The sequence below is a fragment of the Vibrio bathopelagicus genome (assembly GCF_014879975.1).
In the GTDB taxonomy this organism is placed as follows: domain Bacteria; phylum Pseudomonadota; class Gammaproteobacteria; order Enterobacterales; family Vibrionaceae; genus Vibrio; species Vibrio bathopelagicus.
This window is the reverse complement of sequence record NZ_CP062500.1, coordinates 1,107,265-1,130,352: the sequence shown is the minus strand read 5'-3', so window position 1 is coordinate 1,130,352 and position 23,088 is coordinate 1,107,265. Positions and strand designations below refer to the sequence as shown.

Annotated in this window: 17 protein-coding genes; 11 read left to right on the top strand and 6 right to left on the bottom strand. The window is 43.5% G+C overall.

From position 1 onward, the window contains the following. Positions 1 to 31: 31 nt before the first annotated feature. From IHV80_RS05120 to IHV80_RS05100, 5 genes are all read left to right on the top strand, one after another. Positions 32 to 799: an ABC transporter ATP-binding protein gene (locus IHV80_RS05120; RefSeq protein WP_192890286.1), complete on the top strand. Its 768-nt coding sequence runs from the start codon at positions 32 to 34 to the stop codon at positions 797 to 799. A 17-nt stretch (positions 800 to 816) separates the two neighbouring features. Beyond that, positions 817 to 1,728: an ABC transporter substrate-binding protein gene (locus IHV80_RS05115; protein ID WP_192890285.1), complete on the top strand. Its 912-nt coding sequence runs from the start codon at positions 817 to 819 to the stop codon at positions 1,726 to 1,728. Continuing rightward, positions 1,728 to 3,725, top strand: coding sequence for a Fe(3+)-hydroxamate ABC transporter permease FhuB (gene fhuB / locus IHV80_RS05110; RefSeq protein ID WP_192890284.1), 1,998 nt, complete (start codon positions 1,728 to 1,730; stop codon positions 3,723 to 3,725). Before IHV80_RS05115 ends, fhuB begins: the two co-directional genes overlap by 1 nt. A 190-nt stretch (positions 3,726 to 3,915) precedes the next feature. Beyond that, the gene (locus IHV80_RS05105; protein ID WP_192890283.1) at positions 3,916 to 4,872 is read left to right on the top strand and encodes a GntR family transcriptional regulator; all 957 of its coding nucleotides are present in this window, start codon (positions 3,916 to 3,918) and stop codon (positions 4,870 to 4,872) included. 551 nt (positions 4,873 to 5,423) lie between these two features. Beyond that, entirely contained in the window at positions 5,424 to 7,580 is a 2,157-nt protein-coding gene (locus tag IHV80_RS05100; protein WP_192890282.1) for a TonB-dependent receptor, read from the top strand. Positions 7,581 to 7,694: 114 nt separating this feature from the next. Here the strand turns inward: IHV80_RS05100 and IHV80_RS05095 are convergent, their stop codons facing one another. Next, the gene (locus IHV80_RS05095) at positions 7,695 to 8,192 is read right to left on the bottom strand and encodes a hypothetical protein (protein ID WP_192890281.1); all 498 of its coding nucleotides are present in this window, start codon (positions 8,190 to 8,192) and stop codon (positions 7,695 to 7,697) included. A 302-nt stretch (positions 8,193 to 8,494) separates the two neighbouring features. Between IHV80_RS05095 and IHV80_RS05090 the strand changes: the two genes are divergently transcribed. Beyond that, a complete protein-coding gene (locus IHV80_RS05090; RefSeq protein WP_192890280.1) occupies positions 8,495 to 9,757 on the top strand; it encodes a metal-dependent hydrolase family protein in 1,263 nt (420 codons plus the stop codon). Between the two features lie 158 nt (positions 9,758 to 9,915). Next, positions 9,916 to 11,163 carry a lipase family alpha/beta hydrolase gene (locus tag IHV80_RS05085; protein WP_192890279.1) on the top strand — a complete coding sequence of 416 codons (1,248 nt, stop codon included), beginning with the start codon at positions 9,916 to 9,918 and terminating at the stop codon, positions 11,161 to 11,163. A 246-nt stretch (positions 11,164 to 11,409) separates the two neighbouring features. Here IHV80_RS05085 and IHV80_RS05080 read toward each other — a convergent pair whose 3' ends face one another. Together IHV80_RS05080 and IHV80_RS05075 are read right to left on the bottom strand one after the other, a co-directional pair. Next, positions 11,410 to 12,750 (bottom strand): lyase family protein, encoded by a 1,341-nt coding sequence (locus IHV80_RS05080; RefSeq protein WP_192890278.1) that lies wholly within the window; start codon positions 12,748 to 12,750, stop codon positions 11,410 to 11,412. 43 nt (positions 12,751 to 12,793) lie between these two features. Continuing rightward, complete coding sequence (locus tag IHV80_RS05075; protein WP_192890277.1) at positions 12,794 to 14,299, bottom strand: aldehyde dehydrogenase family protein; 1,506 nt, start codon at positions 14,297 to 14,299, stop codon at positions 12,794 to 12,796. Between the two features lie 217 nt (positions 14,300 to 14,516). On the opposite strand from IHV80_RS05075, the gene IHV80_RS05070 reads away from it, so the two are divergent. The 4 genes from IHV80_RS05070 to IHV80_RS05055 all read left to right on the top strand — a co-directional run bounded on the left by IHV80_RS05070 (position 14,517) and on the right by IHV80_RS05055 (position 20,107). Then, a complete protein-coding gene (locus IHV80_RS05070; RefSeq protein ID WP_192890276.1) occupies positions 14,517 to 15,401 on the top strand; it encodes a LysR family transcriptional regulator in 885 nt (294 codons plus the stop codon). A gap of 205 nt (positions 15,402 to 15,606) precedes the next feature. Beyond that, entirely contained in the window at positions 15,607 to 16,626 is a 1,020-nt protein-coding gene (locus IHV80_RS05065; protein ID WP_192890275.1) for an aldo/keto reductase, read from the top strand. A 532-nt stretch (positions 16,627 to 17,158) separates the two neighbouring features. After that, the gene (gene dddP / locus IHV80_RS05060; RefSeq protein WP_192890274.1) at positions 17,159 to 18,496 is read left to right on the top strand and encodes a dimethylsulfonioproprionate lyase DddP; all 1,338 of its coding nucleotides are present in this window, start codon (positions 17,159 to 17,161) and stop codon (positions 18,494 to 18,496) included. A gap of 9 nt (positions 18,497 to 18,505) precedes the next feature. Beyond that, entirely contained in the window at positions 18,506 to 20,107 is a 1,602-nt protein-coding gene (locus IHV80_RS05055; RefSeq protein WP_192890273.1) for a BCCT family transporter, read from the top strand. Between the two features lie 222 nt (positions 20,108 to 20,329). On the opposite strand, the gene IHV80_RS05050 is transcribed toward IHV80_RS05055, so the two are convergent. The 3 genes from IHV80_RS05050 to IHV80_RS05040 all read right to left on the bottom strand — a co-directional run bounded on the left by IHV80_RS05050 (position 20,330) and on the right by IHV80_RS05040 (position 23,039). Continuing rightward, positions 20,330 to 21,343: a manganese-dependent inorganic pyrophosphatase gene (locus IHV80_RS05050; RefSeq protein WP_192890272.1), complete on the bottom strand. Its 1,014-nt coding sequence runs from the start codon at positions 21,341 to 21,343 to the stop codon at positions 20,330 to 20,332. A 201-nt stretch (positions 21,344 to 21,544) separates the two neighbouring features. Then, complete coding sequence (locus IHV80_RS05045) at positions 21,545 to 21,997, bottom strand: septal ring lytic transglycosylase RlpA family protein (RefSeq protein ID WP_192890271.1); 453 nt, start codon at positions 21,995 to 21,997, stop codon at positions 21,545 to 21,547. A gap of 331 nt (positions 21,998 to 22,328) precedes the next feature. Further along, the gene (locus tag IHV80_RS05040) at positions 22,329 to 23,039 is read right to left on the bottom strand and encodes an SDR family oxidoreductase (protein ID WP_192890270.1); all 711 of its coding nucleotides are present in this window, start codon (positions 23,037 to 23,039) and stop codon (positions 22,329 to 22,331) included. Between the last annotated feature and the right edge of the window lie 49 nt (positions 23,040 to 23,088).

The following is a 23,088-nucleotide window of genomic DNA, read 5'->3' as shown; positions in this document are numbered from 1 at the left end:
AGTAGCCTATAACTCAACTCCCTATTTCATTATGTACAAACTTACCAATGCCTCGTTCGAAATCGACGGTAAGAAAATCCTGTCTCCAACCAGCTTAACGTTTGAACCAAAGAAAATTACCACTTTGCTAGGTCATAACGGATGCGGTAAATCGACGCTCATGAAACTATTGAGCCGACAAAATACACCAACCGAAGGTGAGGTTTTCTTCAACCAGCAGTTGCTTTCATCGTACAGCAACCTCGAATTTGCACACCAAGTTGCCTACCTCCCTCAGCATCCACCAATCACTGACGGTGTGACCGTTCGTGAACTCGTTTGTTTTGGTCGCTATCCGTGGAAAGGCGCGTTCGGGCGTTACAGCAAAGATGATTACGCTATCGTTGACGAAGCGATTGAAAAAGTAGGGTTGAGTGCATTCTCCGATCGATTCGTCGCAACGCTTTCTGGTGGTGAGAGACAAAGAGCTTGGGTTGCGATGCTGCTCGCTCAACAAAGCCAATGCATTTTACTGGATGAGCCGACCTCAGCCTTAGATGTTGCCCATCAACATGAGTTACTGGCCTTGATCAGAGACCTCAATCAATCACTAGGCTTAACCGTCATTATGGTACTCCATGATGTCAATATGGCCGCCAAATTCAGTGACCATTTGATTGCGCTTCATTCTGGAAAAGTCATTGCTTCTGGCTCACCTAAAGAGCTGATGACGCCTGAAACACTGATGCAAATCTACGGAATGGAGCTTGCTCTCTTTAAACACCCTGAAACAGGGCAACCTATCAGTTACATCCCTTAAATAAAAAGGAATCGGTTGTGAAAACGTTCATAACAATGCTGTGCGCACTATTCGCTTTTAATGCCCTTGCTCTAAAGAGTGCTCATGCATTAGAAATCACGCACGAAATGGGTACCGCCTCTTTCGATACTACGCCTAAAAAAGTCGTGGCTTTAGATTGGGCCCTAACAGAAACCGTGTTAAGCCTAGGTGTTGAGTTAGAAGGTATTGCAGATGCCAAAGGTTATCAACAGTGGGTTGTGAAACCCGAACTGAATTCAAACGTGACCGATGTTGGATCTCGACGTGAACCAAACCTAGAACTGCTGACGGAGCTAAAACCCGATGTCATTTTAATCAGTGAACATATGGTGGCGGCGTACCATCAACTGAATAAAATCGCACCGGTATTGGTTTACAGTATCTACAGTAAAAAAAAGCAGCCGCTTGAGTCAGCAACAAACATCACCTTATCTTTGGGCAAGCTGTTCGACAAAGAACAACGCGCTCAACAAGTGATCGCAGAGACCAACAAGCGACTCAATGAAAACGGCGAAAAAGTGCGTACGGCTGGCAACTCTGAGAAACCCTTGATATTCGCTCGCTTTATCAACGACAAAACCTTACGAATTCACAGCCAAGGTTCATTAGCACAAGCCACCATCAGCGCAATGGGTTTGAAAAATGATTGGCAAGAGCAGACCAACCTTTGGGGCTTTAGCACCACTGGCACAGAAAGGCTCGCTGAACATCAAAAAGCTAACGTCATGATCTTTGGCCCACTTCAAGAGGAAGAACGTAAACAACTCACTCAGTCTCCTCTTTGGCAAGCGATGGAATTTACGCGTACTGACTCAGTTTACGAACTTCCTAGTATTTGGACCTTCGGTGGGCTTATTGCCGCTCAAAGGTTCAGTGACCGCATTACAGAACTGCTTATCCAAAAATAATGGCTACCATCAAGCTCGAAAACACCATCACTGAACGACTCAATATCAAAGCAGCAGCGCTATCGATCACGGCTGTTTTGCTTATCAGCGTACTACTGCAAATTACCGCTCCGTACTCACAAGGGTTGGGGTTGATTTGGGATACGCTTTTTCATTTTGATTCTTCAAACTATCAGCACCTCATTACCCACCTAACGTATTTACCTCGGCTCGCTGTCGCACTGATTTGCGGTTTCGCACTGGCCGTCGCGGGGTGTGTAATGCAGTTCGTATTGCGAAACCCGATTGCCTCACCAACGACACTGGGCGTAGCTGCTGGCGCAGAGCTCGGTATGGTATTAGGGATCTTATTGATTCCAACCAACCTCGCAATTCCTGGGTTTATTCCAGCTTTTGTTGGAGGCTGCCTTGCAACAGGCTTGGTCTTTGCCCTAAGTTCTGCTCGTGGGTTTTCCCCACTGCATATGGTGCTTGCTGGTATGGTTGTCAGCCTATTTTTTGGCTCCCTCAATACCATGTTACTCATGCTACATGAACAACAACTCACCAGTATTTTTGTATGGGGTGCGGGTGTACTAAATCAGAACGACTGGTCGAGCGTACAAGTTCTTATTCCTTTGGTTTCTATCCCAACTCTATTGCTGCTGGTGTTTCAACGTCCGTTATCAGCGCTACAGTTCGGAGATAATGTGGCGACATCGCTTGGCGTTAACATCAAACAAATCAAATTACTGTGCTTGTCATTAGCCATATTCATCACCGCAGCCGTTGTAAGTGAAGTCGGCTTAATTGGATTTGTTGGTATTGTCGCACCCGCAATCGCAAGGCTTCTTGGCGTAAGAGATCTCATAAAACAAATTTTAGTCAGCGGTTTAGTGGGTAGTTTGATGCTACTGATTGTTGATTTGGTTATTCAGCCCTTCTCTGGTGCTGGCGGAGAACTTCTCCCTACCGGCGCGATGACGGCCTTACTTGGGGCGCCCTTTTTGTTGGGGTTGTTACAACGAACCAAACTTCAATCGGACTTAAAGAACCGCAGCGAACACGTTGAACACTACAAATTAGTCGATACGCGTAAAGTGTTGGCGACCATGTCACTTTTACTCATTGTTGTTTGTACTGTTGCTCTTACGTTTGGTAAAAACCAGTTCGGGTGGAATGTTGAACTCAACCCATCGCTATTCGATCTGCGTCTACCGCGTGTATTGGTTGCGTTATTAGCGGGGATTGGACTGGCGTTTGCTGGCACAATTATTCAACGTATCTCAAACAACCCAATGGCCAGCCCTGAAGTATTAGGGATCAGCTCAGGAGCAGCGCTTGCACTTGTTCTCGGCACGCTCTTTGGCACGGCAGTTGGGCGAGAGGAGCAAATGCTGCTCGGCACGCTAGGCGCAACGTCGGTGACGGCATTGGTTTGGCTAATGGGTAGAAAACACAATTTCGCCCCAACTCAAACCTTGCTAACCGGTATTGCACTAAGTGCAGGGCTCGATGCTTTGCTGCGCATTGCGATGAGTTCCGGTAACGAGAATGCTACGTCCCTACTCACTTGGCTTTCTGGCTCAACCTACTTAGTCGCCAATCAAGATGTGATTTTACTTGCGGTTGGCGTGGCCATCGTAGGTGCGGTTGCCCTGTCATTACATCGTTGGATTGAGATCATTAATCTGGGAGAAGTGACTACAAGCAGCCTTGGTATGAACACGACAGTGGTTCGATTAGCGCTACTTCTGTTGGTTGCCGCACTAACAACGCTCTGCACCATCGTTATTGGCCCATTAAGCTTTATTGGGTTATTGGCACCGCACATGGCTCGCTCCCTTCACCAATATCGCGCTATCCCTCAGATGCTCACAGCCGCTTTGTTAGGTGCGATCATCATGGTGAGTGCTGATTGGATTGGTCGTACATTATGGTTCCCTTGGCAATTCCCAGCTGGATTACTCGCTTCACTGCTTGGTGGCGGTTACTTCTTGTATCTAATGAGAAAATAAACGCGCACTGATAAATATTCCCCCGCTTAAAGGCAACACTTTAAGCGGGTTTCTCTCTAATCTTCTTACAAATCCATTTATCTCAACAACCTGTCAGCATTGTCTTTTGGTTGCAGAAACACAATGTGTGGTATTCGTCTGTTTTTGTGTTTACCATGGTTTCAAGAATAAACGCACTTTTATGAGCCTCATGGACATAACAACAATTACAAAACTCCAACAAGATCTACTATTTAAGGTCATAGCTCGCCTAAAAGCCGACGATGCCAAAGCAGGCAGCAGCCTTAATGAATCTTCACTAGCACAACAGTTCGAAGTATCGAGAACCCCTATTCGAGCTGTGCTAACGTATTTGTCTGCCCAAGGGATTACCAAGGTCGTTCCATACAAAGGTTCTGTATTACAAACCGATGCCGCTGACATTGAAATTGAAGGTCAAGACAGCGACGAACAACCTCGCCAAGATCAGTTATACCTGCGTGTACTCATGGATTTATTCTTTGGCGAGTTGGATAGCTCGTTTTCCGAAAAAGATCTGCAACAACGTTATGGTGCCAACCGTGGAGAGATGCAAAGCGTGCTGCGCCTGCTAGAAAACGATGGTATTTTTCGCCGTAGCCCGGGATACAAATGGCAGCTTGATGGTGTTTTAAATACATTAGAAAGGCACACTGAAAGCTATCGATGTCGACTCATTTTCGAGCCAGCAGGCCTACTCGAACCAACATGGATACTTGATGGTTCCGATCTGGAAGGCTGCCGAGATCGCCATGTGCAAGCCATTACGAACCCAGAATCTGTCAACGCCAACCAACTCTTTAGCCTCAGTTCAGAATTTCATGAACAACTCGCAGCGTGTTCCGGGAACCGTTTTTTACTGAGCACAATGCAGCAACATAATCGCCTTCGTAAAGCGACCGATCTGGTTTCGATGCACATCCAATCATCAGTCATTAAATCGTGTCAGCGACGCCTAGAGATCATTGAATTAGTACTTGAAGGAAACAACCAAGTAGCGTCAACAAAGCTAGCTCAGTTACTGGAAAATGATATTCGCGTCATGAAACGCACTTACAACGACGTAATGAATGTCTCTATGGAGCAGCGAGAAAATTTAATCAACAGCATTATGGCAAAAAACAGTTAATCACTTGGGCAGTCAAATCATGGCTGCCCTTTATCGTGCCCCTCTACCGTCAAAAACATCGTTTTCTTCCTGATTCTCACGATAACACCTACGATTTACACCCGTTAAATTATAGGCTTAACACCCACTTCAACACATACAGCACAAGGCTCTAGCCCTACTTTTCTTCTACGACTAACAACCTCGCCCAACCACTAACTCAAAATCTATAAAAGAAAATTGCACTTTCATATTGTATTTTCGCAACAAAAACACAATAATAATGATTCTTATTTAGAATTGATAAACTTAACGATAATGCTTCGTACTTTTGTTTTGAAGTGATCGTCGCTTAAGTGACATGAATGCGAACGTATACAAGCTTGGAAGATATCGAGATGAGTATGTTTAAGGCCATGAGTAGTGACCACCGTTCACCTCTTTTCTAATTTAAGAGGCGTCATTTGTTACTGACCAGTAAAGATGAACGCTTAATTACCTATAAAAAAATAAAGTCACCGCACAAATATGAGTCTTTGTGCAGCCTTCTATTGATCAAGATTGAGAACAAAATGAAAACCGAAAAAGGAAGTTTCAAGCTTTCCACTGTTGCGCTAGCGATTGTCGCAGCCAGCACAGTGTTTACAGCCCAAGCACAAGAATACACAACCGAAGACAAAATGGTGGTTGTCTCTAGTCGGACTCCTAAAGCGATCAGTGACATTCCGGGTACAGTTTGGTACATCGACTCCGATAAAATTGAACAGGAATATCGTGGTGGTAAATCACTAGGCGAGATTCTATCGGCAAGCATTCCCTCTTTAGATGTAAGCAGCGGTGCTCGTACTAACTATGGTCAGAATCTGCGTGGCCGTAAGATGCTCGTTATGATTGATGGCGTATCACTGCAATCATCTCGCCCAATCAGCCGTCACTTAGACTCCATCGACCCATTTAACATTGAACGAATCGAAGTACTGTCTGGTGCAACTTCAATTTATGGTGCAGGAGCTTCAGGCGGCGTGATCAACATCATACCCAAAAAAGCGCAAGGTGAAGAGTTAGAGTTTGAATCCTTTGTTGGAGGCTCAACTGGCTTTAATTCTGGTGAAGATTTCGATTACAAAGTCGGGCAATCTATCTCAGGCGGTAACGACAAAGTTCAAGCGCGCACCTCTGTGGTTTACACCGAAACACAAGGCTTTTTCGACGCTAATGGCGACATCGTTACCCCTGATATTTCTCAAGGCTCACTACAGTTCAATAAGACGGTCGACTTCCTAACGACGGTAGGCGTGAACGTTTCTGACACAAAGAAACTCAACTTCCTAGCTCAATATTACGATAGCCAACAAGACTCACCTTACGGCCTGTACATTGTCGGCCGCGACTTTGTTGACGTACGTAAAGGCTTTGATTCTGACCGTGAACATGGCACCGAACGTATTATGCTTAGCGCCTCTTACGTCGATGAGCAGTTCCTTGGCCATCAGTTGATTGCTGAAGCTTCGTACCGTAAAGAAGACCAAACTTACACACCTTATTTCCAATCTTCTGGTCAGCAAATTACCGATGTTATTGCATTAAAAACAGCGCTGGCTAAGAGCTTCAATAAATTCAATGTTGTTTATGGTATCGATGCGTATCAAGACCAACTAGACAGCAACCAAGCACTTTATGATCCGACTATTGCGAACAATTCAGGTAACTTGATCAACAAAACTTACGCGAAAGTCGGCCGTTACGCTGGGGTTAAGGTCAGCTCTATCGCGGGCTTTGTTCAATCTGATTATGCGATCACGAATGACTGGACGGTAGAAGGTGGATTCCGCTACCAATACATGTCGAACAAGATTGATGATTTTGTCGGCTACAGCCAACAGAAGAAAATTGCAGCGGGCAACGGCACTACAGCCGACGCAGTACCTGGCGGTGAAACCGATTACAGCGTTGGTCTATTTAATCTCGGTACGATCTACCACCTCACCAACGAATCTCAAGTATGGGCAAATTTCTCACAAGGCTTTGATCTTGCTGACCCTGCGAAATACTACGGACAAGGTGACTACACCCTCGAGGGCGATCACTGGAAACTTAACGACAGCATCAACGTTAATGACTCGAAAATGTCTGGCATCAAAACCAACAGCTTTGAGTTAGGTTACCGCCTCGATACTGGTGATTTTAACCTGCAAACCGCGGCGTACTATTCACAATCCGATAAATCCGTTAAATACGACAAGAACACACTGCTTATCGAAGAAATCGACGATAAGAAGCGAGTTTACGGTTTAGAAGCTATGGCCTCTTACTGGGTGCACGAGAACATTCAAATCGGTGCATCAGGCCACTACGTGATTTCAGAAGTGAAAGGCGATGACGGTTGGAAAGACTTCACAGCAGGAGAAGCGAGCACTTCAAAAGCCAATGCTTGGGCTGGTTGGTACGACACAGATCTATCTGTAAAAGTACAAAGCCAAACCATGTTTGACTACGAAGATGACGACCAAAATGAGCTAAATGGCTACACCGTGTTTGATTTAGTGGGGACTTACCAACTTCCTGTAGGTAGCTTAGGTTTCGGTATTCAAAACCTACTGAATAAAGACTACACCACCATTTGGGGTCAACGCGCTCAAATCGTCTACTCGTCACATTACGATTCAGCCGCGTACGACTACAAAGGTCGCGGCCGTACTTACACGGTAAACTACCAAGTTAAGTTCTAAATCCAGTTACAAACTGTGTTTTCTTAACAGCAAAAAGGGTTGGTATAAATAAAATACCAACCCTTTTTATTGGAAAGTCGATTAAGAGCTCTCCGATCTATCATCAACTAGCAATTATGCTTTTACTTCTTTTGCCACTTCTAATTCATTATCGATTTGTTCTTTATTATCATCCAAAGCAAAGTAGATTTTCGATACCAGCACTTCAGCAATCAAAATCGTAAATACCACGGCGAAGAACGCCACTACACCATTCCAAGGGCCAGTAAAGCTCACCTTCTCGCCGAACAGGAGGTTAATTGCTTCTAGCATCACAAACTTAGAACCCACCAAAATAATATAAGTTGTGATTGCTCGATAAACCTTCGGTGCTGTGCCGGGCTTGCTTTTGAAGTGCTCAGCAATTTTATGTTCTAAACCAATAGAGAGCTTCAGTAATAGCTGCAACAACAACGCTGCAATCAAAGAAATAGTAAAAGATTCAATATTGACGAAGTCCCAGTACTCATCAAAGAAATTAAGCACTACTAAGTCCACCAGCACGGCTAACGTGTAACCTACGAATAGACGCTGTGGTGTGTTAAACCCGTAAACTTTGTCTAATTTAGTCATTCTGTCTCTCTCTGATTTGATAAGTAGCCTCGATTTGAAATACATCTTAGCGTTCCAATCGGAGCAAAACTTACCATTTGGTGACACCACAACCATTCCATTCGAAATTATTAGTTTTTATCGATTGATCATTCCTCACACCAATAATTCATTTCCCTCTATAAAGCAATTTTTCAAAATATAGAAAAGCACCAAAAGATAAATCTCGTCATTACGTGTCACCAAATGGCCATTCTTCCATTACCGCTCCCCATATGATGACTCCATCAGCGACACGAACTCATATCCAAAAGGTGCAGACTATGAAAAAGCTAATCACGAACGCGAACGTATTTAACGGTGTTGATAACAACCTAATCGAGAACGTATCACTTCTTATCGAAGATAACTTGATTACTCAAATTGGCGAGATTGACCCAACACTAGCCGATGAAATCATTGATGCTCAAGGTGGCACAGTAATGCCAGGTTTGATTGATGCTCACGTTCATATCACGCTATCCGCACCTTTCAATGTGATTGATACCATGACACGTGAAGAAGTGGCGATTCGCTCAGCAAAGATTTCTGAAGAGATGCTGATGCGTGGCTTTACGACCATTCGCGACGTGGCGGGTAATACGCTTGGCCTTAAGAAAAGTATCGATAACGGTTACGCCACTGGCCCACGCATTCTTCCTTCAATGGCGGCTATCTCGCAAACCTGTGGTCACTCTGATTACCGCCAGAACCAAGCGCAAGAACGTTTAGCTAACGGCCACGAAGATTCCCCAATGATGAAGCTTGGCGCAATGAAAGTGGCCGATGGTCGTTCAGAAGTATTGAAAGCAGTACGTGAACAACTGTTTATGGGTGCATCACAAATCAAGATAATGGCGGGCGGTGGCGCATCTTCAACCTTCGACCCGCTAGATACATTGCAATTCACATCTGAAGAAATGAAAGCTGCGGTTGATGCCGCTTCCGATTACGGCACTTATGTCGCTGCGCACATCCACACATCTGATGCGATGCGCCGAGCGGCAGAAGCGGGCGTGATGTCATTCGAACATGCGACTATCATGGACGACGACATTGCGGAGATCATTAAAGAGAAAGGTATTTGGGTGATTCCTTCCTACTTTACCTCTTCATTGATTGCAGAGCGTAAGATCCCACTGCCAAACGAAGAGACATACCGCAAGACAGAGCGCGTGGGTAAAGCCATGTTCAAGTCAGCAGAATTGATTAAGAAATACGACATTCGAAACATCGCCTTTGGTACCGACTGTGTTGGCGAAACCAACGTTCATGCGACTCAATTAAATGAGCTCGGCGCAATTGAACAAGTGTTCGATACCATCACTGCACTTCGTATGGCGACATCAAACTGTGGACGCTTGTTCGAGATGTCGACTTACCAACACCCTTACCAAGAAGGTAAGTTAGGTCAGATCGTTGAAGGCGCGTATGCCGACCTATTGATCATCGACGGCAACCCACTGGAAAGTGTTGCGTGTGTGGCGAACACAGAGACACAAAAACTGATCATGAAAGACGGTAAGGTGTACAAAAACACGCTTTAGCGTTCAACGTCTTCACTGAGGAACTGAAACATCCAAGGCAGATAAGCAAACTTTCGAGTCACTTGTTTGCCTTTTTATTAAACGCTGTTTAATTGCTACTATTAAACACAGGTTTTTGATTTATGGATAAATCGGGTTGATATAAGGATGAAATTAGAATGAGGCGATTACTTACTGCACTATTTTTCAGTTCAGCACTGTTACTCAGTTCAGTGCTATCAGGATGCAGTAACTTTCGAAACTTATCCCATGAGATAGATGCGATCGACTCCATTACCAACCAATACCAACTCATTTTGAGCCAACCCGCCTCAGGTTCGGCCGTGGTGATTGAACAAATCAAAGACATCAATAAAAGCGAAGTGGATGGTTATGACGGAATAATCGCTAGTGACCGTATCGACTTACAGCTATCGAACAACATCCATTATCTACTTGTCTTTGAAGATAAAAATCAAGACTTAACCCTACAAGCAGACGAAGCATTCAGTGTCATTAACCTTCGTAACCATCAAGACAAATCCACCATAGAAGTATCCCTAGAAGTTAATGAAAATGAAGTCCCAAGCGCCTTTGTTGATCGCTCCTTGTCCTCACTATTGAAGATCGAGTTGGATCTGGTCGACATCGGCACTGTCGTGAGCCTAGAAGATCCTCCTTTTGACAAAAAAAACGCCAAACTCGGGATGTGGCAGCCACTTACATTCTTGCTCGAGCATAATGCTGGGGTCTACTTTTTATCAGAGTACGACCCGAATAAAATCCCTATCTTGTTTGTGCATGGCATTAACGCCACCGCGTTAGACTTTGCCCCGCTGATTGAAAAAATCGACCAATCTAAATATCAAATATGGGTATTTAACTACCCTTCAGGTTTGTCTTTGGCTTTGAACTCGAAAGGCTTGAATAACCTTTTGCATACCATTGTCACTGAATACAAACTTCAACAATTGCATGTGGTGGCGCACAGTATGGGCGGGTTAATCGCCACCAACAGTCTTCGTCAGTGTCGTATTGGGCAGTTGTGTGATTTTGTTAGCAGCATTACCACCATATCTTCCCCATTTGGTGGCGTTGCATCAGCCAAGCAAGGCATAGAATACTCCCCTGTCGTGATGCCAGCTTGGATAGATTTAAACCCCGACGGTAAGTTTATCGCTGATTTGTTTTCTGATAATAATGACAACGACACGCCACATTTTCTCGCGTTTGGCTATAACTCGGGCGAGCTGTTCAATACCAAAAGTAACGATGGTGTCATTAACCTCTCAAGCCAGTTATCGCGCCTAGCCCAACTGCATGCATCACAAATCCTCGGCTATGATGAAGACCATACCAGCATCTTAGACAACGATGACCTGTTTGAAGACCTATCCGACTTTTGGTTGAGAGCAGAGCAAGAGTAATAACTAGGGGTAGACAGAGTTGGTGATTCGACATCAAGCATCACTGGCGCTTACGCTAGCGATCAGGTTTAAGAAATGTAGTAATAAAGGAAATGGAACGCTCAAGCGTTCCATTTTTATTTGGGTGAATCGTAATGCTTTTCTGAATTGAGCGCGCTGAATACGAAACTACACGTGCCACGATCGGCATTCGGTTCCTCCCTTTTCACGAACCACAATGGATCAAAGATGCAGATTATGGAGAGGTTACGGCTTCAGTATCTCTTGCAACATCTCTTTCAATTCAGTTGAGTTTTTAGCCTCTTTAACATGGTCTAAAGTCGCTTTGTATCCAATTTTTGACTTGACCCGCACGACGAGCGGCACCAAGGCGGATTCATTACGCGATTGTGTCTCTGAGTTCACTTCTATTCCGAAAATACACTTTTCACTGAGTACCGAGATTCCCTTTTCTAAGTGATCTATGGCATCGAGTAGATTGGTAATCAGTAGCATTCCCCACGGGTTATAATCTAACTCTCCATGGATGTGTGCTTGTTTAGATGAGTAACAGTGCCCTTGTGCTTGCATAGCAGACTGAATGGCAAACTCGGGAATCGTAGGGTTTACTTTCCCAGGCATTGCACTTGAGCCAGCTTGTACTGCTGGAAGCGTAATTTCCGATAAACCGCCCTCGGGGCCAGAAGACATTAAACGCAGGTCTTTCGCTATCTTGATAATAAAGCCCGCTAAGTTCTCCACCTGACTCACACAATGAATTTGAGCATCGAATGATTGGCTGGATTGGAATAAGTTATCGTTCTTGCGAAGCTCTATACCGGTAACGTCTGAAAGTACTGAGATACAACGCTCGGCATAAGCCGTTGAACAGTCACCACTTCGACCAATAATATTACCGCTTAAATTAACAGCCTGAAGGTCATTGCGACACGCTTTAAGATGCATTTGACAGGTGCGTAGTGATGCTAAATAACCACTCCAGAATTGTTTAAACTCAATCGTTACTGCATCCTGCATACAGGTTCTAGCGAGTTTAGAGCTGTCGCTGTGGCTCGCCATTAAATACTCAAACGCGTACATCAAGCGCTCAATGGTTGTATCTAAGCGATCAAGAGCTTCAATAGCAGCCAAGTGACTTGCGGTTTGCAAGCAGTCGCTCGTTGAATGATTCATGTTAATGGCATCATTCGGATGAGCTGGAGAATAAGAGCCGTAGGGCTTGGCATAATAGCTATGATTGACAATGTTAGCGACGACTTCATTGACATTCATATTAACGGAAATCCCACCACCACCATGAAATGCGTGAACGGGGAATAGTTCCCTTTGGTAGTTTTCTAATATGGACTGACAGGTGTTTTCAACGTTCAATGAAAGCACTGGATCCATTTGTCCTATTTCCCTGTTTACACGAGCAGAAGCTAATTTGATACGTAAAACAGCGTTGATAAGTGAAGCGTAGTCGCCAAGTGTTTTTTGATTGTCTACGGGGTACAGATTTAGAGCTCGCTGTGTTTGAGCGCCATAAGGGAGTAACACCGGGATTCTCACTTCACCAATATTATCGACTTCGATTCTGTATTGCATGATTTTCCTTAATTGGGCGGATAGAACCGCCCAACATATTTGATTAGCTTTCGCCGTAGTAGACCCAAATACTCTTCGTTTTGGTGTAAGAAGATAGCGAATGAATGGCCATTTCTTTACCCCAGCCACTTTGTTTAAAGCCGCCGAATGGGCTGGCAAGTCCATAGCAACCATATTTGTTCACAAACAACATGCCAGCATCAATCTTATCAACCATTCGGTGCGCACGAGTTACATTAGACGTGTATATACCTGCCGCAAGCCCATATTCAGTGTTGTTAGCTATCCTAATTGCATCTTCTTCGGTTTTGAATTTGATGCAAGAAAGCACCGGGCCGAAGATCTCTTCTCGTGCGATTCGTGCATCTTCAGGCACTTCTGAGAAAATCGTTGGTCGAACAAAGTAGCCTTGATCATTACCATTTGATGTATCTCGCTCACCCCCAGCAACCAGTTTTGCTTCTGTTTTACCGATCTCAATGTAAGACATGATTTTATTGAACTGCACTTCATTACATTGAGGCCCTTGTTCACTTTCAGGGTCTAGAGGGTCACCGCATTTTACCGCTTCAGCTTTGGCAATCAGCTTCTCAAGAACGTAATCGTAAATCCCTTCTTGGATTAAGAATCGCGTTGGTTCGGAGCATTTTTCCCCTTTGTGAGAGAACATCACAGTAAAAGCACGGTCGATCGCAGCGTCTAGATTTTCGGTATCCTCGAAGAAAATACAAGGGGACTTACCGCCAAGCTCAAGCGTGACTGATTTCATGTTTGATTGGCCGCTATTTTCAATGATTTTACGGCCAATAGGTGTACTTCCGGTAAAGGAGACTTTTTGGACGTTATTGCTAACTGTAAGCTGATTTGAAGCTGCGCCATCAGCAATAACTAGGTTTAAAATACCGTCTGGAATATCAACGCTTTCAGCAATCTTTTCTATCAAGTATAGAGAGGTCAAAGGTGTAAACTCGGATGGTTTAAGAATGACAGTATTCCCCATCGCTAAAGCTGGAGCGATTTTCAACGCCGCTTGATAAAGAGGGAAGTTCCAAGGCGCGATAAGTGCACATACCCCAACCGGTTCCTTATTCGTAAAGTTAAGGTATTCAGAATCGACAGGTGACGTTTCACCATAAAACTTGTCAGTCCAACCTGCATAATACTCAAAGATGTCAGCACAAGTTGGAATATCGTCTGCTAATGACTCTGTTAAGAGTTTGCCATTTGGAAGCGTCTCTAGCACCGCTAAAACTTCAGTATGGTCACGAATAACTTGAGCAATATCGCGAAGAACTTGGGCACGCGCCGTTCTACTTACTTGGCTCCATACACCTGATTGGTGAGCTTGTGAGGCAACAGCTGCCGCCTCTTCAACCAGTTGTTCATCAGCTAAAGGGATGTTACACAACACATCTCTATTACTAGGATTGGTTACCATCCAATTATTCTCTGAGTTGCCAAGAACCCATTGGCCGCCAATAAATTGTTTTTTGTCTTTGCTCAGCCATTCTTTGGCTGTAGTAATCGCAAGGTTGTATTGGGTTTCCATATTTTCTCCAAACAGCGCATTTTGTCATTGTGGTCAGTCCTTAAAAACTTACAGGTGTCACAATTTTTCAACAACCGAATAAAAGTAATTAACATATGAGTTTTAATCGTTAGAATGCAGCAGAATCTACGCAAGCGCGCTATGTCGAAAGTTAATGTGAATCGCAGTGACAGGAGTTGAGTTCTAAGTCGCTGTATTTGTGACCAGGAGCAAGATAATGAGACAACTACCCTCACTCAATGCAGTTCGAGTATTTGAAGTTGCGGGCACGCACTTGAGTTTCACCTCAGCAGCAAACATCTTAAATGTTACGCAGGGAGCGGTAAGCAAACAGATAAAACAGCTTGAAGAGTATTTAGGGGTACCTCTTTTCAAACGTACATCTACTCGTGGTCTATTGGAATTGACACCAATCGGGGAGCAAGTGCTTAGCACGATTTCTCGTTCTCTTTCTGAGGTAGAAAAAGGGCTAGAGGTTATCCGCAACCCTAATCTTCAGCAACGATTGGCTATTCTTGCCCCTCCCACCTTTACCAGTCGTTGGTTGAGTGTTCATCTCGTTAACTTTGCCAAAGCATTTCCACAATATGACTTACAGATCTACAGCAAACGAGAGCAAAGTACTCTGTATGATATTGAGATCCTTTTTGATGAAGTTGGTGAGTTCTATGCAAAAGACAACTTGTTGTTTAAAGAAAAGTACATTGCGGTTTGTAATCAAGAGCTAGTAACAGAGAGCATGAATATTGAGGCTCATACTCACAAAATGCTCCATATTCGTCATCATGGTCATAATCTCCCGGCATGGAAAGACTGGCTTGACTCAGCAAACATTCAACTGACGGAAGGGTATAGAAAAGGGATTTCGATGAGTACTCAAGAGCAGGTAATCAATACAGCTATCGCTGGTGGAGGGTTCGCGGTCGTTGATTTGAACATGGTCTATCACTCACTTAAAAAACAAGAACTGATTCAATTCCATCCTTTGCAGTGTCGCAGCCGATATGGGTACTTCATTCATGTACCGACACCTAAAGTCGGCACGAGTAAAGTCGAGGCCTTTGTCTCTTGGTTGAAAGAAGAATGCCTGAGCGTGTCTTAGCTTCAACTTTTTAAACAATCATATTTTACGGTTTAAATTTAATGCATTGTTTTTTATAGCTTTAAATTTTCATATCAAGGTTTTGAGAACTAAACTCATGTATACCTAACTTATATTCACTCGTGTTTTGTTGGTTTTTGGATCTAAATATTCAGGTCATAAAACAAAAATTAAACATTTATTTCACATAATGCGAGGGGTGAATATGGAATACGTACAACTGGGTAACTCTGGCCTCAAGGTGTCTCGTTTGTGCCTTGGTACAATGAATATGGGCTCTAAGGAATGGAAACCTTGGATCTTTGATGAGAAAGAAAGCGAGCCGATCATTCGCCATGCTATTGATCATGGCGTTAACTTTATTGACCTTGCAGACTTCTATTCGTATGGGGCTGGTGAAGAAGTTGTTTGCAATGTACTCAATCGTATAGGACAACGCGATAAGCTGATTGTAACGACTAAAGTCGGCTACCAAATGAATGATGATATCAATGCTCAAGGTCATTCTCGCCAACATATTATGAACTCTATTGATGCATCCTTAAAACGCATGAAGATGGACTATGTAGACATCTATATGCTTCACTTCTTTGATGTAAATACGCCTGTTGAAGAAACAATGTGCGCTCTTAATGATATCGTTCGATCAGGTAAGGCTCGCTATATCGGCGTTTCTACCATGTATACATGGCAGCTTGCTAAGATTATTCAGGTATGTGACCAAAACGGTTGGGTGAAGCCAATAAATATGCAATTGCAATATAATTGTGCCTACCGAGAAGAAGAGAGAGAGATGATTCCGTATTGCCAAGACCAAGGTATTGGGGTGTCGGTATTCAGCCCTCTTGCTCGAGGTATCCTTACCAGTGATATGCAGTCTAACCGAAATAAAACCGATTTCTTTACTGCTGAAATGTATAACGACAAGGCGTCATTTGATATTTCTACTTCTGTTGCTCGTGTCGCTGAGAGACACAATGTTGCTCCGGCTCAGGTAGCTCAAGCATGGGTCCTGTCAAAGCAATATGTGTCCTCAATGTTGGTTGGTGCCGATACCCCAGAACAGTTCAATAGCGCCCTAGCTGCTTTGGAGATGAATCTAGATCAAGATGATATATTTGAGTTAGAACGCAATTACACGCCTTCCGATATAATTAATGACTACACTGCAGGCAATCGTATTCCTCGTTCTGCTCGTCTTCCTAAAGGCATATATGCCGAATAACAATTAGGTATATAAGTTAATCTGTATTTAAATGGCACGTAACGTGCCATTTTTTGATCTTTCTAGTTTTGTATTTATAAATATCGCCCCACTAGTCCAGGAGTAATAAATACCATGAATGTTTATAACTTTTATTCCTGACTATAGTCAAAAAAACGACTGAGTTATTTCGACTGCAATTTCCACTTTCTCTAAACATCTTCACCCTTACTGATGTTAGAAAATTTCATTTAACTTACTGATACCTAAAATAATATCCCCCTCCTGCGCTACTGATAAATCACACATAGATCACATAACTAAAGGGGTATTCAGCTAAATTGCAACACGAGATTAACAACGTGTTATTGATGCCTATCACTTTTGACATATAAGTATTTAAGAACGATTTTACCTAACTGTTTGTTAAGTCGTGATATTCGCTATTGCGTGAATTTTGTTCTTAAGTATGGGACTTTATTTCCATTATTCACCAATAACATTGTTGTAACATTGAGCCTAATAAATACGGTAGTTTATTAAGGGAAATAAAATGACAAACCAATTTGTACTTGGCTCCAACCGAAAAATAGATCCGTCGCGTCGACGCGCTACACAATTAAAACCAGATGGAAGCGTGAACGATAATGATCGAGTTGAGATTGGGCCTACCGCTCTAGCATTCCAAGAGTGGGCAGACTTAGGTCTCACACCTCCAAATCTACATCATATGCGAGAATATCGATTGAAGCGAATCGTTGACCAACTTCAAGCTCGTGACTTGGCCGGAGTTTTGTTATTTGACCCTCTAAATATTCGTTACGCAACAGATTCGACCAACATGCAGCTTTGGATAGCCCACAACCATGCTCGTGCCTGTTTTGTATCTGCAGAAGGCTACATGATTCTTTGGGATTTCCATAACTGTGAACATTTATCCGCACACCTACCGCTTGTAAAAGAAGTACGTAACGGAGCTTCGTTCTTCTACTTTGAAACTGGAAATCGAACCAATGAGCACGCCTATCACTTTGCAAAAGAGATCGCAGACATCGTTAAGCACCACGGTGGTGGGAGCAATCGTATCGCCGTAGACAAGATAGAGATTGTCGGCTTGCGTGAACTCGATAAACAGGGCCTTGAAATCTTTGATGGTCAAGAAGTGATGGAGCTAGCGAGAGCAGTTAAAAACATCGATGAGATTAATGCGATGCGCTGCTCGATTGCATCGACAGAGATAGCAATGAAGAAGATGCAAGAGGCAACTGTCCCTGGCGTCACTGAAAATGACATTTGGTCGGTGTTACATGCTGAGAATATTAAACGCGGCGGAGAGTGGATCGAGTGTCGAATTCTTTCTTCAGGGCCTCGTACGAACCCATGGTTTCAAGAGTGTGGCCCTCGTGTAGTTAAAGAAGGAGAGCTATTGGCTTTTGATACTGATCTCATTGGCCCTTACGGATTTTGTGCTGACTTATCACGCACATGGCTAATCGGTGATGTAGAAGCCACTGAGGAACAGAGGCATTTATACCGTGTGGCCTATGAACATATCCAACACAACATGGAAATTCTAAAGCCAGGTATGACATTCGAAGAAGTGACTCGCTCAGGCCTTCTACTTCCTGAAAAATACCGACCACAACGTTACGGAGTAATGATGCACGGCGTTGGCTTGTGTGATGAGTATCCTTCAATACGTTATCCAGAAGATCTGGAAGGCCATGGATATGATGGTGTATTAGAGCCAGGTATGGCGCTTTGTGTAGAAGCATACGTAGGCGCTGTTGGTGGTAAAGAAGGGGTCAAATTGGAAGACCAAGTCATTATTACAGAAGATGGGTTTGAGAATCTAACGAATTACCCATTTGAAAAAGAGTTATTAAAGTAGGAGCAACACATGACATCCGTACCTAAAAACACTCATAAGTTATTAGTAAGCGCAGGGGCTGGGTTAATTTTAACTCTGTGCTTTGTCTATGTTTTACTTGCTCCAGAAGCAAGCACCGACATGTTTTCAAATCTGAAAAACTATATAGCGCATAAGTTTGCCTGGTTTTATATGGCAAGCGTTGCGCTATTTATCTCCATTTTGATTTTCAGTGCCTGTAGCCGTGTCGGAGACTTAAGGCTTGGCAAAGATAATGAGAGGCCAGAATTTTCTGGGTTCGCGTGGGGGTCAATGTTATTCAGTACCGGTATGGGTATTGGACTTGTATTTTTCGGCGTCGCCGAGCCTGTAATGCACTACATGAACCCTCCTATCGTTGAGGCACAGAGTGATGTAGCAGTGAGAGATGCAATGAACATTACTTTCTTTCACTGGGGAATCAATGCATGGGCTATTTACACTATCGTAGCGCTTGTTATTTCTTACGCTGCCTATCGTAAAGGTCGTCCACTAGAAATGCGAAGTGCGTTTTACCCAATATTTGGCGAGCGAATCAACGGACCATTGGGCGTAGCCATTGATGTCTTTGCTGTACTGGCAACAGTGGTTGGTATAGTTACCCCCCTAGGATTTGGTGTACAGCAAATCAACGCAGGCTTAAATTACGTACTTGGCGTCGAGATTAGCACAGGTAATCAAATTGTCCTGATTACAATCATTGGAGTAATGACATGTATTTCGCTAGTGCTTGGCCTAAAGAAAGGGATTAAAGCGCTGTCACTCATCAATATTTGTGTCGCAATTGGGCTAATGACGTATGTATTCTTAGCCTCTAATACCACCTTCATTCTTAACTCAACAGTAGAAAATGTTGGCAACTATTTGGCGAGCTTTGTGCCACTGTCTTTTGATACTTATGCCTTTACCAATCCTGATTGGTTTTATGGTTGGACCCTATTTTACTGGGCTTGGTGGATTGCTTTCGCTGCACCAACTGGACTGTTTATCGCTCGCATTTCACGTGGTAGAACAATACGAGAGTTCGTAGTTGGCGTACTTGTTATTCCAGTAGGTTTTTCTTTCGCATGGCTGACAATATTCGGTAACAGTGCGTTGGACCTTATTCATAACCAAGGTGTCGAGGAGCTAAGCGCGGCTGTGATGACAAACTCCTCATCGGCACTGTTTAAGTTCTTTGAGTTGGTATCTGATTGGAGTCTACCTAGTTACTTAGCGCTATTTAGTATTTTCGTATTCTTTATAACGACTTCTGATTCGGGCACGCTTGTTATCAATACACTAACATCAAAAGATGAAGATAACGCTCCGATTTCACAACGCATTGGCTGGGTAATTGCATTTTCTGGTATCACTAGCTTGTTATTAATGAGTGGAGGCATGACCGCCATTCAATCGCTACTTGTTATTATGGGATGTCCTTTCGCCATTATGGTAACGATGATGAGTTATGGGTTTATGAAGTCTGTGTATATCGAAGTCTATTCACCCGCAACCAAGACCCGAGGTGCAGAATTGGATGAAGTGATTAGAAAAGCAGAGCAAACAGAAATTGAATATAGGAAAGCTCAAGTCATCCATGGTGGTAAGTAATCATATTGAGTTAGATTCTTTAACATCAACACTATAGATATTGTATGTGATTACACGGCTCTCCTACTTTCAAGTTCCTCCATAGAGATATTTGAAAGTGAGGAGAGCAACCAATCAGCCATAGTTTCTCTATATATCCACATAATAAAGATTGGACACCAAGTTAGAGTCCTAAAAAAGGGATTGGTATCTCTACCAATCCCTTCCAAAGTTCTCTAATACTTACAAACTCTCAATTGCCTTTTGAACCGCAGGGCCAATCTGGCGCTTACGAGAGGTTACGCCTTCCAGAGTCAACATGTCGCTTGTTGGTTCAGCGTTGAAAGCGGATTTGATGACTTGATAGTCATTTTCATCCACCCACAATAGGTTCGCTTCTTTGTTCTTAGTGTCTGTGATTGAGAAGAACAGATGGTCTAGCCCGTTCTCTTCTTTGTATGCCTTCATTGCTGCCAAAAGCTCATCTTTACGGTCAATCAGTTGTTGAGCGGTTAGTGTTTCAGCAACGCCAATACCCACCTGTTTGCCACCGTATTTAAAGTTTTTATAATCCAGCGTCAGAATGGTTTCAGATGAAAGATGGCTAAGATCGGATTTAGCAACCAACATTTGTTGACCGAAGTCTTCGATGTCTGAAATGCCTGCAACCTTCGCCAACTTCTCTGCGTATTCACGATCATGCTCTGTCGTGGTTGCTGATTGGAATACCACAGTGTCAGAAAGAATTGCACCTAAACCCACACAAGCAAGGTGTTTAGGTAAGGTCACATCGAGCTTTTCCGCGTTGTCAGCCAGAATAGTTGCAGCTGAACCCCAGCCTCGAATATCCATCTCAACTATTTGAGGCGTATTAATCGGTGAACCACCAATCGCATGGTGATCGACCACAGCCACAATAGCTGATTGATCGATGGTTGGTGCTAATTGAGTCACTTGGTTGAAATCCACCAGCCCCACTCGATATGAAGAGTAATCTTTCTCTACACGTGGTGATTCAGCATTACAGTAATTCAAGATGAACGTCGATTCAGGGTTGATAGGCTCAGGCACTGTCGCCGTACCGCCATAGATATGAGCCGCGAGCATCGCAGACATTACCGTGTCGCTGTCTGGGCTAAGGTGCCCCGTCCATACGAGATCTTCACTGTTTTCATTGGCAGATTGTTGCAGGCTGAAAGCAAAACTTGCTGAACTGAAAGACATGATTACGGCAGCAACGACAGGTGTTAGCTTCACGGGTATTTCCTTATTTGGATTCGTTTTAGAACCCCATAAGCTATCCATCAAAAATTTCAAAACCGTGTCAGTAATATTTCAGATTTACTTCAGTAAGTAACGAAATGTAATTTAGATCTCGTTAGGTTCCCCAAAAACAAAAAAGGATCAGTATCTCTACCAATCCTTGAGTTTCACAAAGCAGTACAGGCTTAGAGGCAGTTAGTGCTTGTACCTAAAGGTATTGCTGTCATCAACAATCTCGATTTTGACAGGGACGGTTCCTTGCTTAACATTGCCGATTTTTGCAAATGCCTTGTGCGAAAGATCGATAACTCGGCCTTTTACGTAAGGGCCTCGGTCATTAATTTTCACATCGACAGACTTGTTATTGGCTGTATTGGTCACTCTCACGATAGTGCCAAAAGGCAAAGTTTTATGAGCCGCAGTATTCGCATTCATATTATACGTTTCACCACTTGCTGTGAGCCTTCCATGGAATTTATCGCCATACCAAGAAGCTTTACCAGCAAGATCATGTGACTTGGCATATTCCGTTGTTTTGGAACTGCCGACAGCCGACGTTGAGGTGCATCCGGCTAATATCATAAGAATAAGAGCGGTAAAGATAATATGTGATTTTTTCATATAATTTGGGTGCGCTAGTCTCTGCATGTTTCTCTATTTTCGTTGTGTTTTGGTTCGCCATATAATGCTGAGTATAGTCACTGCACAGTAAAGGCTACCATCCGGTATGTACGCACAATGTTTTCATGAAGTACGTTTTCTTCCGTCATATTCATGAAAGGTTTTATCGTCAAAACGTCAACTTTAACAATGAATTAGAGTTGTATATTTCTTAATCAGCGCATATAGGTAAGCCACTCAGCCAAAAACATCCAAATACAAAAAAGGATTGGTATCTCTACCAATCCTCTTTAGGGGGTGTTTCGGTTTCTAGCTTGTTACAGATAGGACAACGCTATCCAAACTTACTAACCTACTGTTAATGCATTTTATTGTTGACGGTAATTAGCGAGCCACTTAGATAAGTTTTATTAGGTTGAGTCAACTCCATCATCAACTCTGCCAAATCAGCTGGATCTACCCATGTAGAGTGGTCAGCATCAGGAAGTGCTTGTCGATTTACTTCAGTATCAACAACGGTCGGCAATACCGCATTCACTTGAACATTGGATGATGCACCCTCTGCAGCCAAGCTTTCGACCAAAGCATTCAGTGCCATTTTAGACGCCATATAAGGCCCAAAACCTGCGGGTATATTACGCGCAGTATCACGCGCAGAAACAAACATCAGTGAACCACTTCCCTGCGACTCCATTAACTTGAAAACTTCTCTTCCGAAGACAAACGCTGTCATAAAGTTCGCATTCCACAAGTCAGACATTTTACTCACTTCCACGTCAGTCCAACGACTCCAGGTATAAATACCAGAGCAATGAAAATGCGCATCGATATGACCTAAGATTTCAGATGCTTTGGCAGCAAGCGCTTGGCTTTGCTCTTCATCCGTAAGATCTCCAAGTAACACGGTCAGATGGCCTGAATACTTATCTTCTAGGCTTTTTGCTCTTGCTTCATCGCCGATGCGCCCAAAAGCGACGACACGGGTTCCACTCGTAATGAGCTTTTCAATCAGGTGTTGGGCTGTTACCGAAAAGCAGGCTGCGATAGTGGCTGTTTTAATAGTATTCATGGTTATTGCTCGTTGTTAGTGATGATGTGGAGAATCATAGAGACAACAA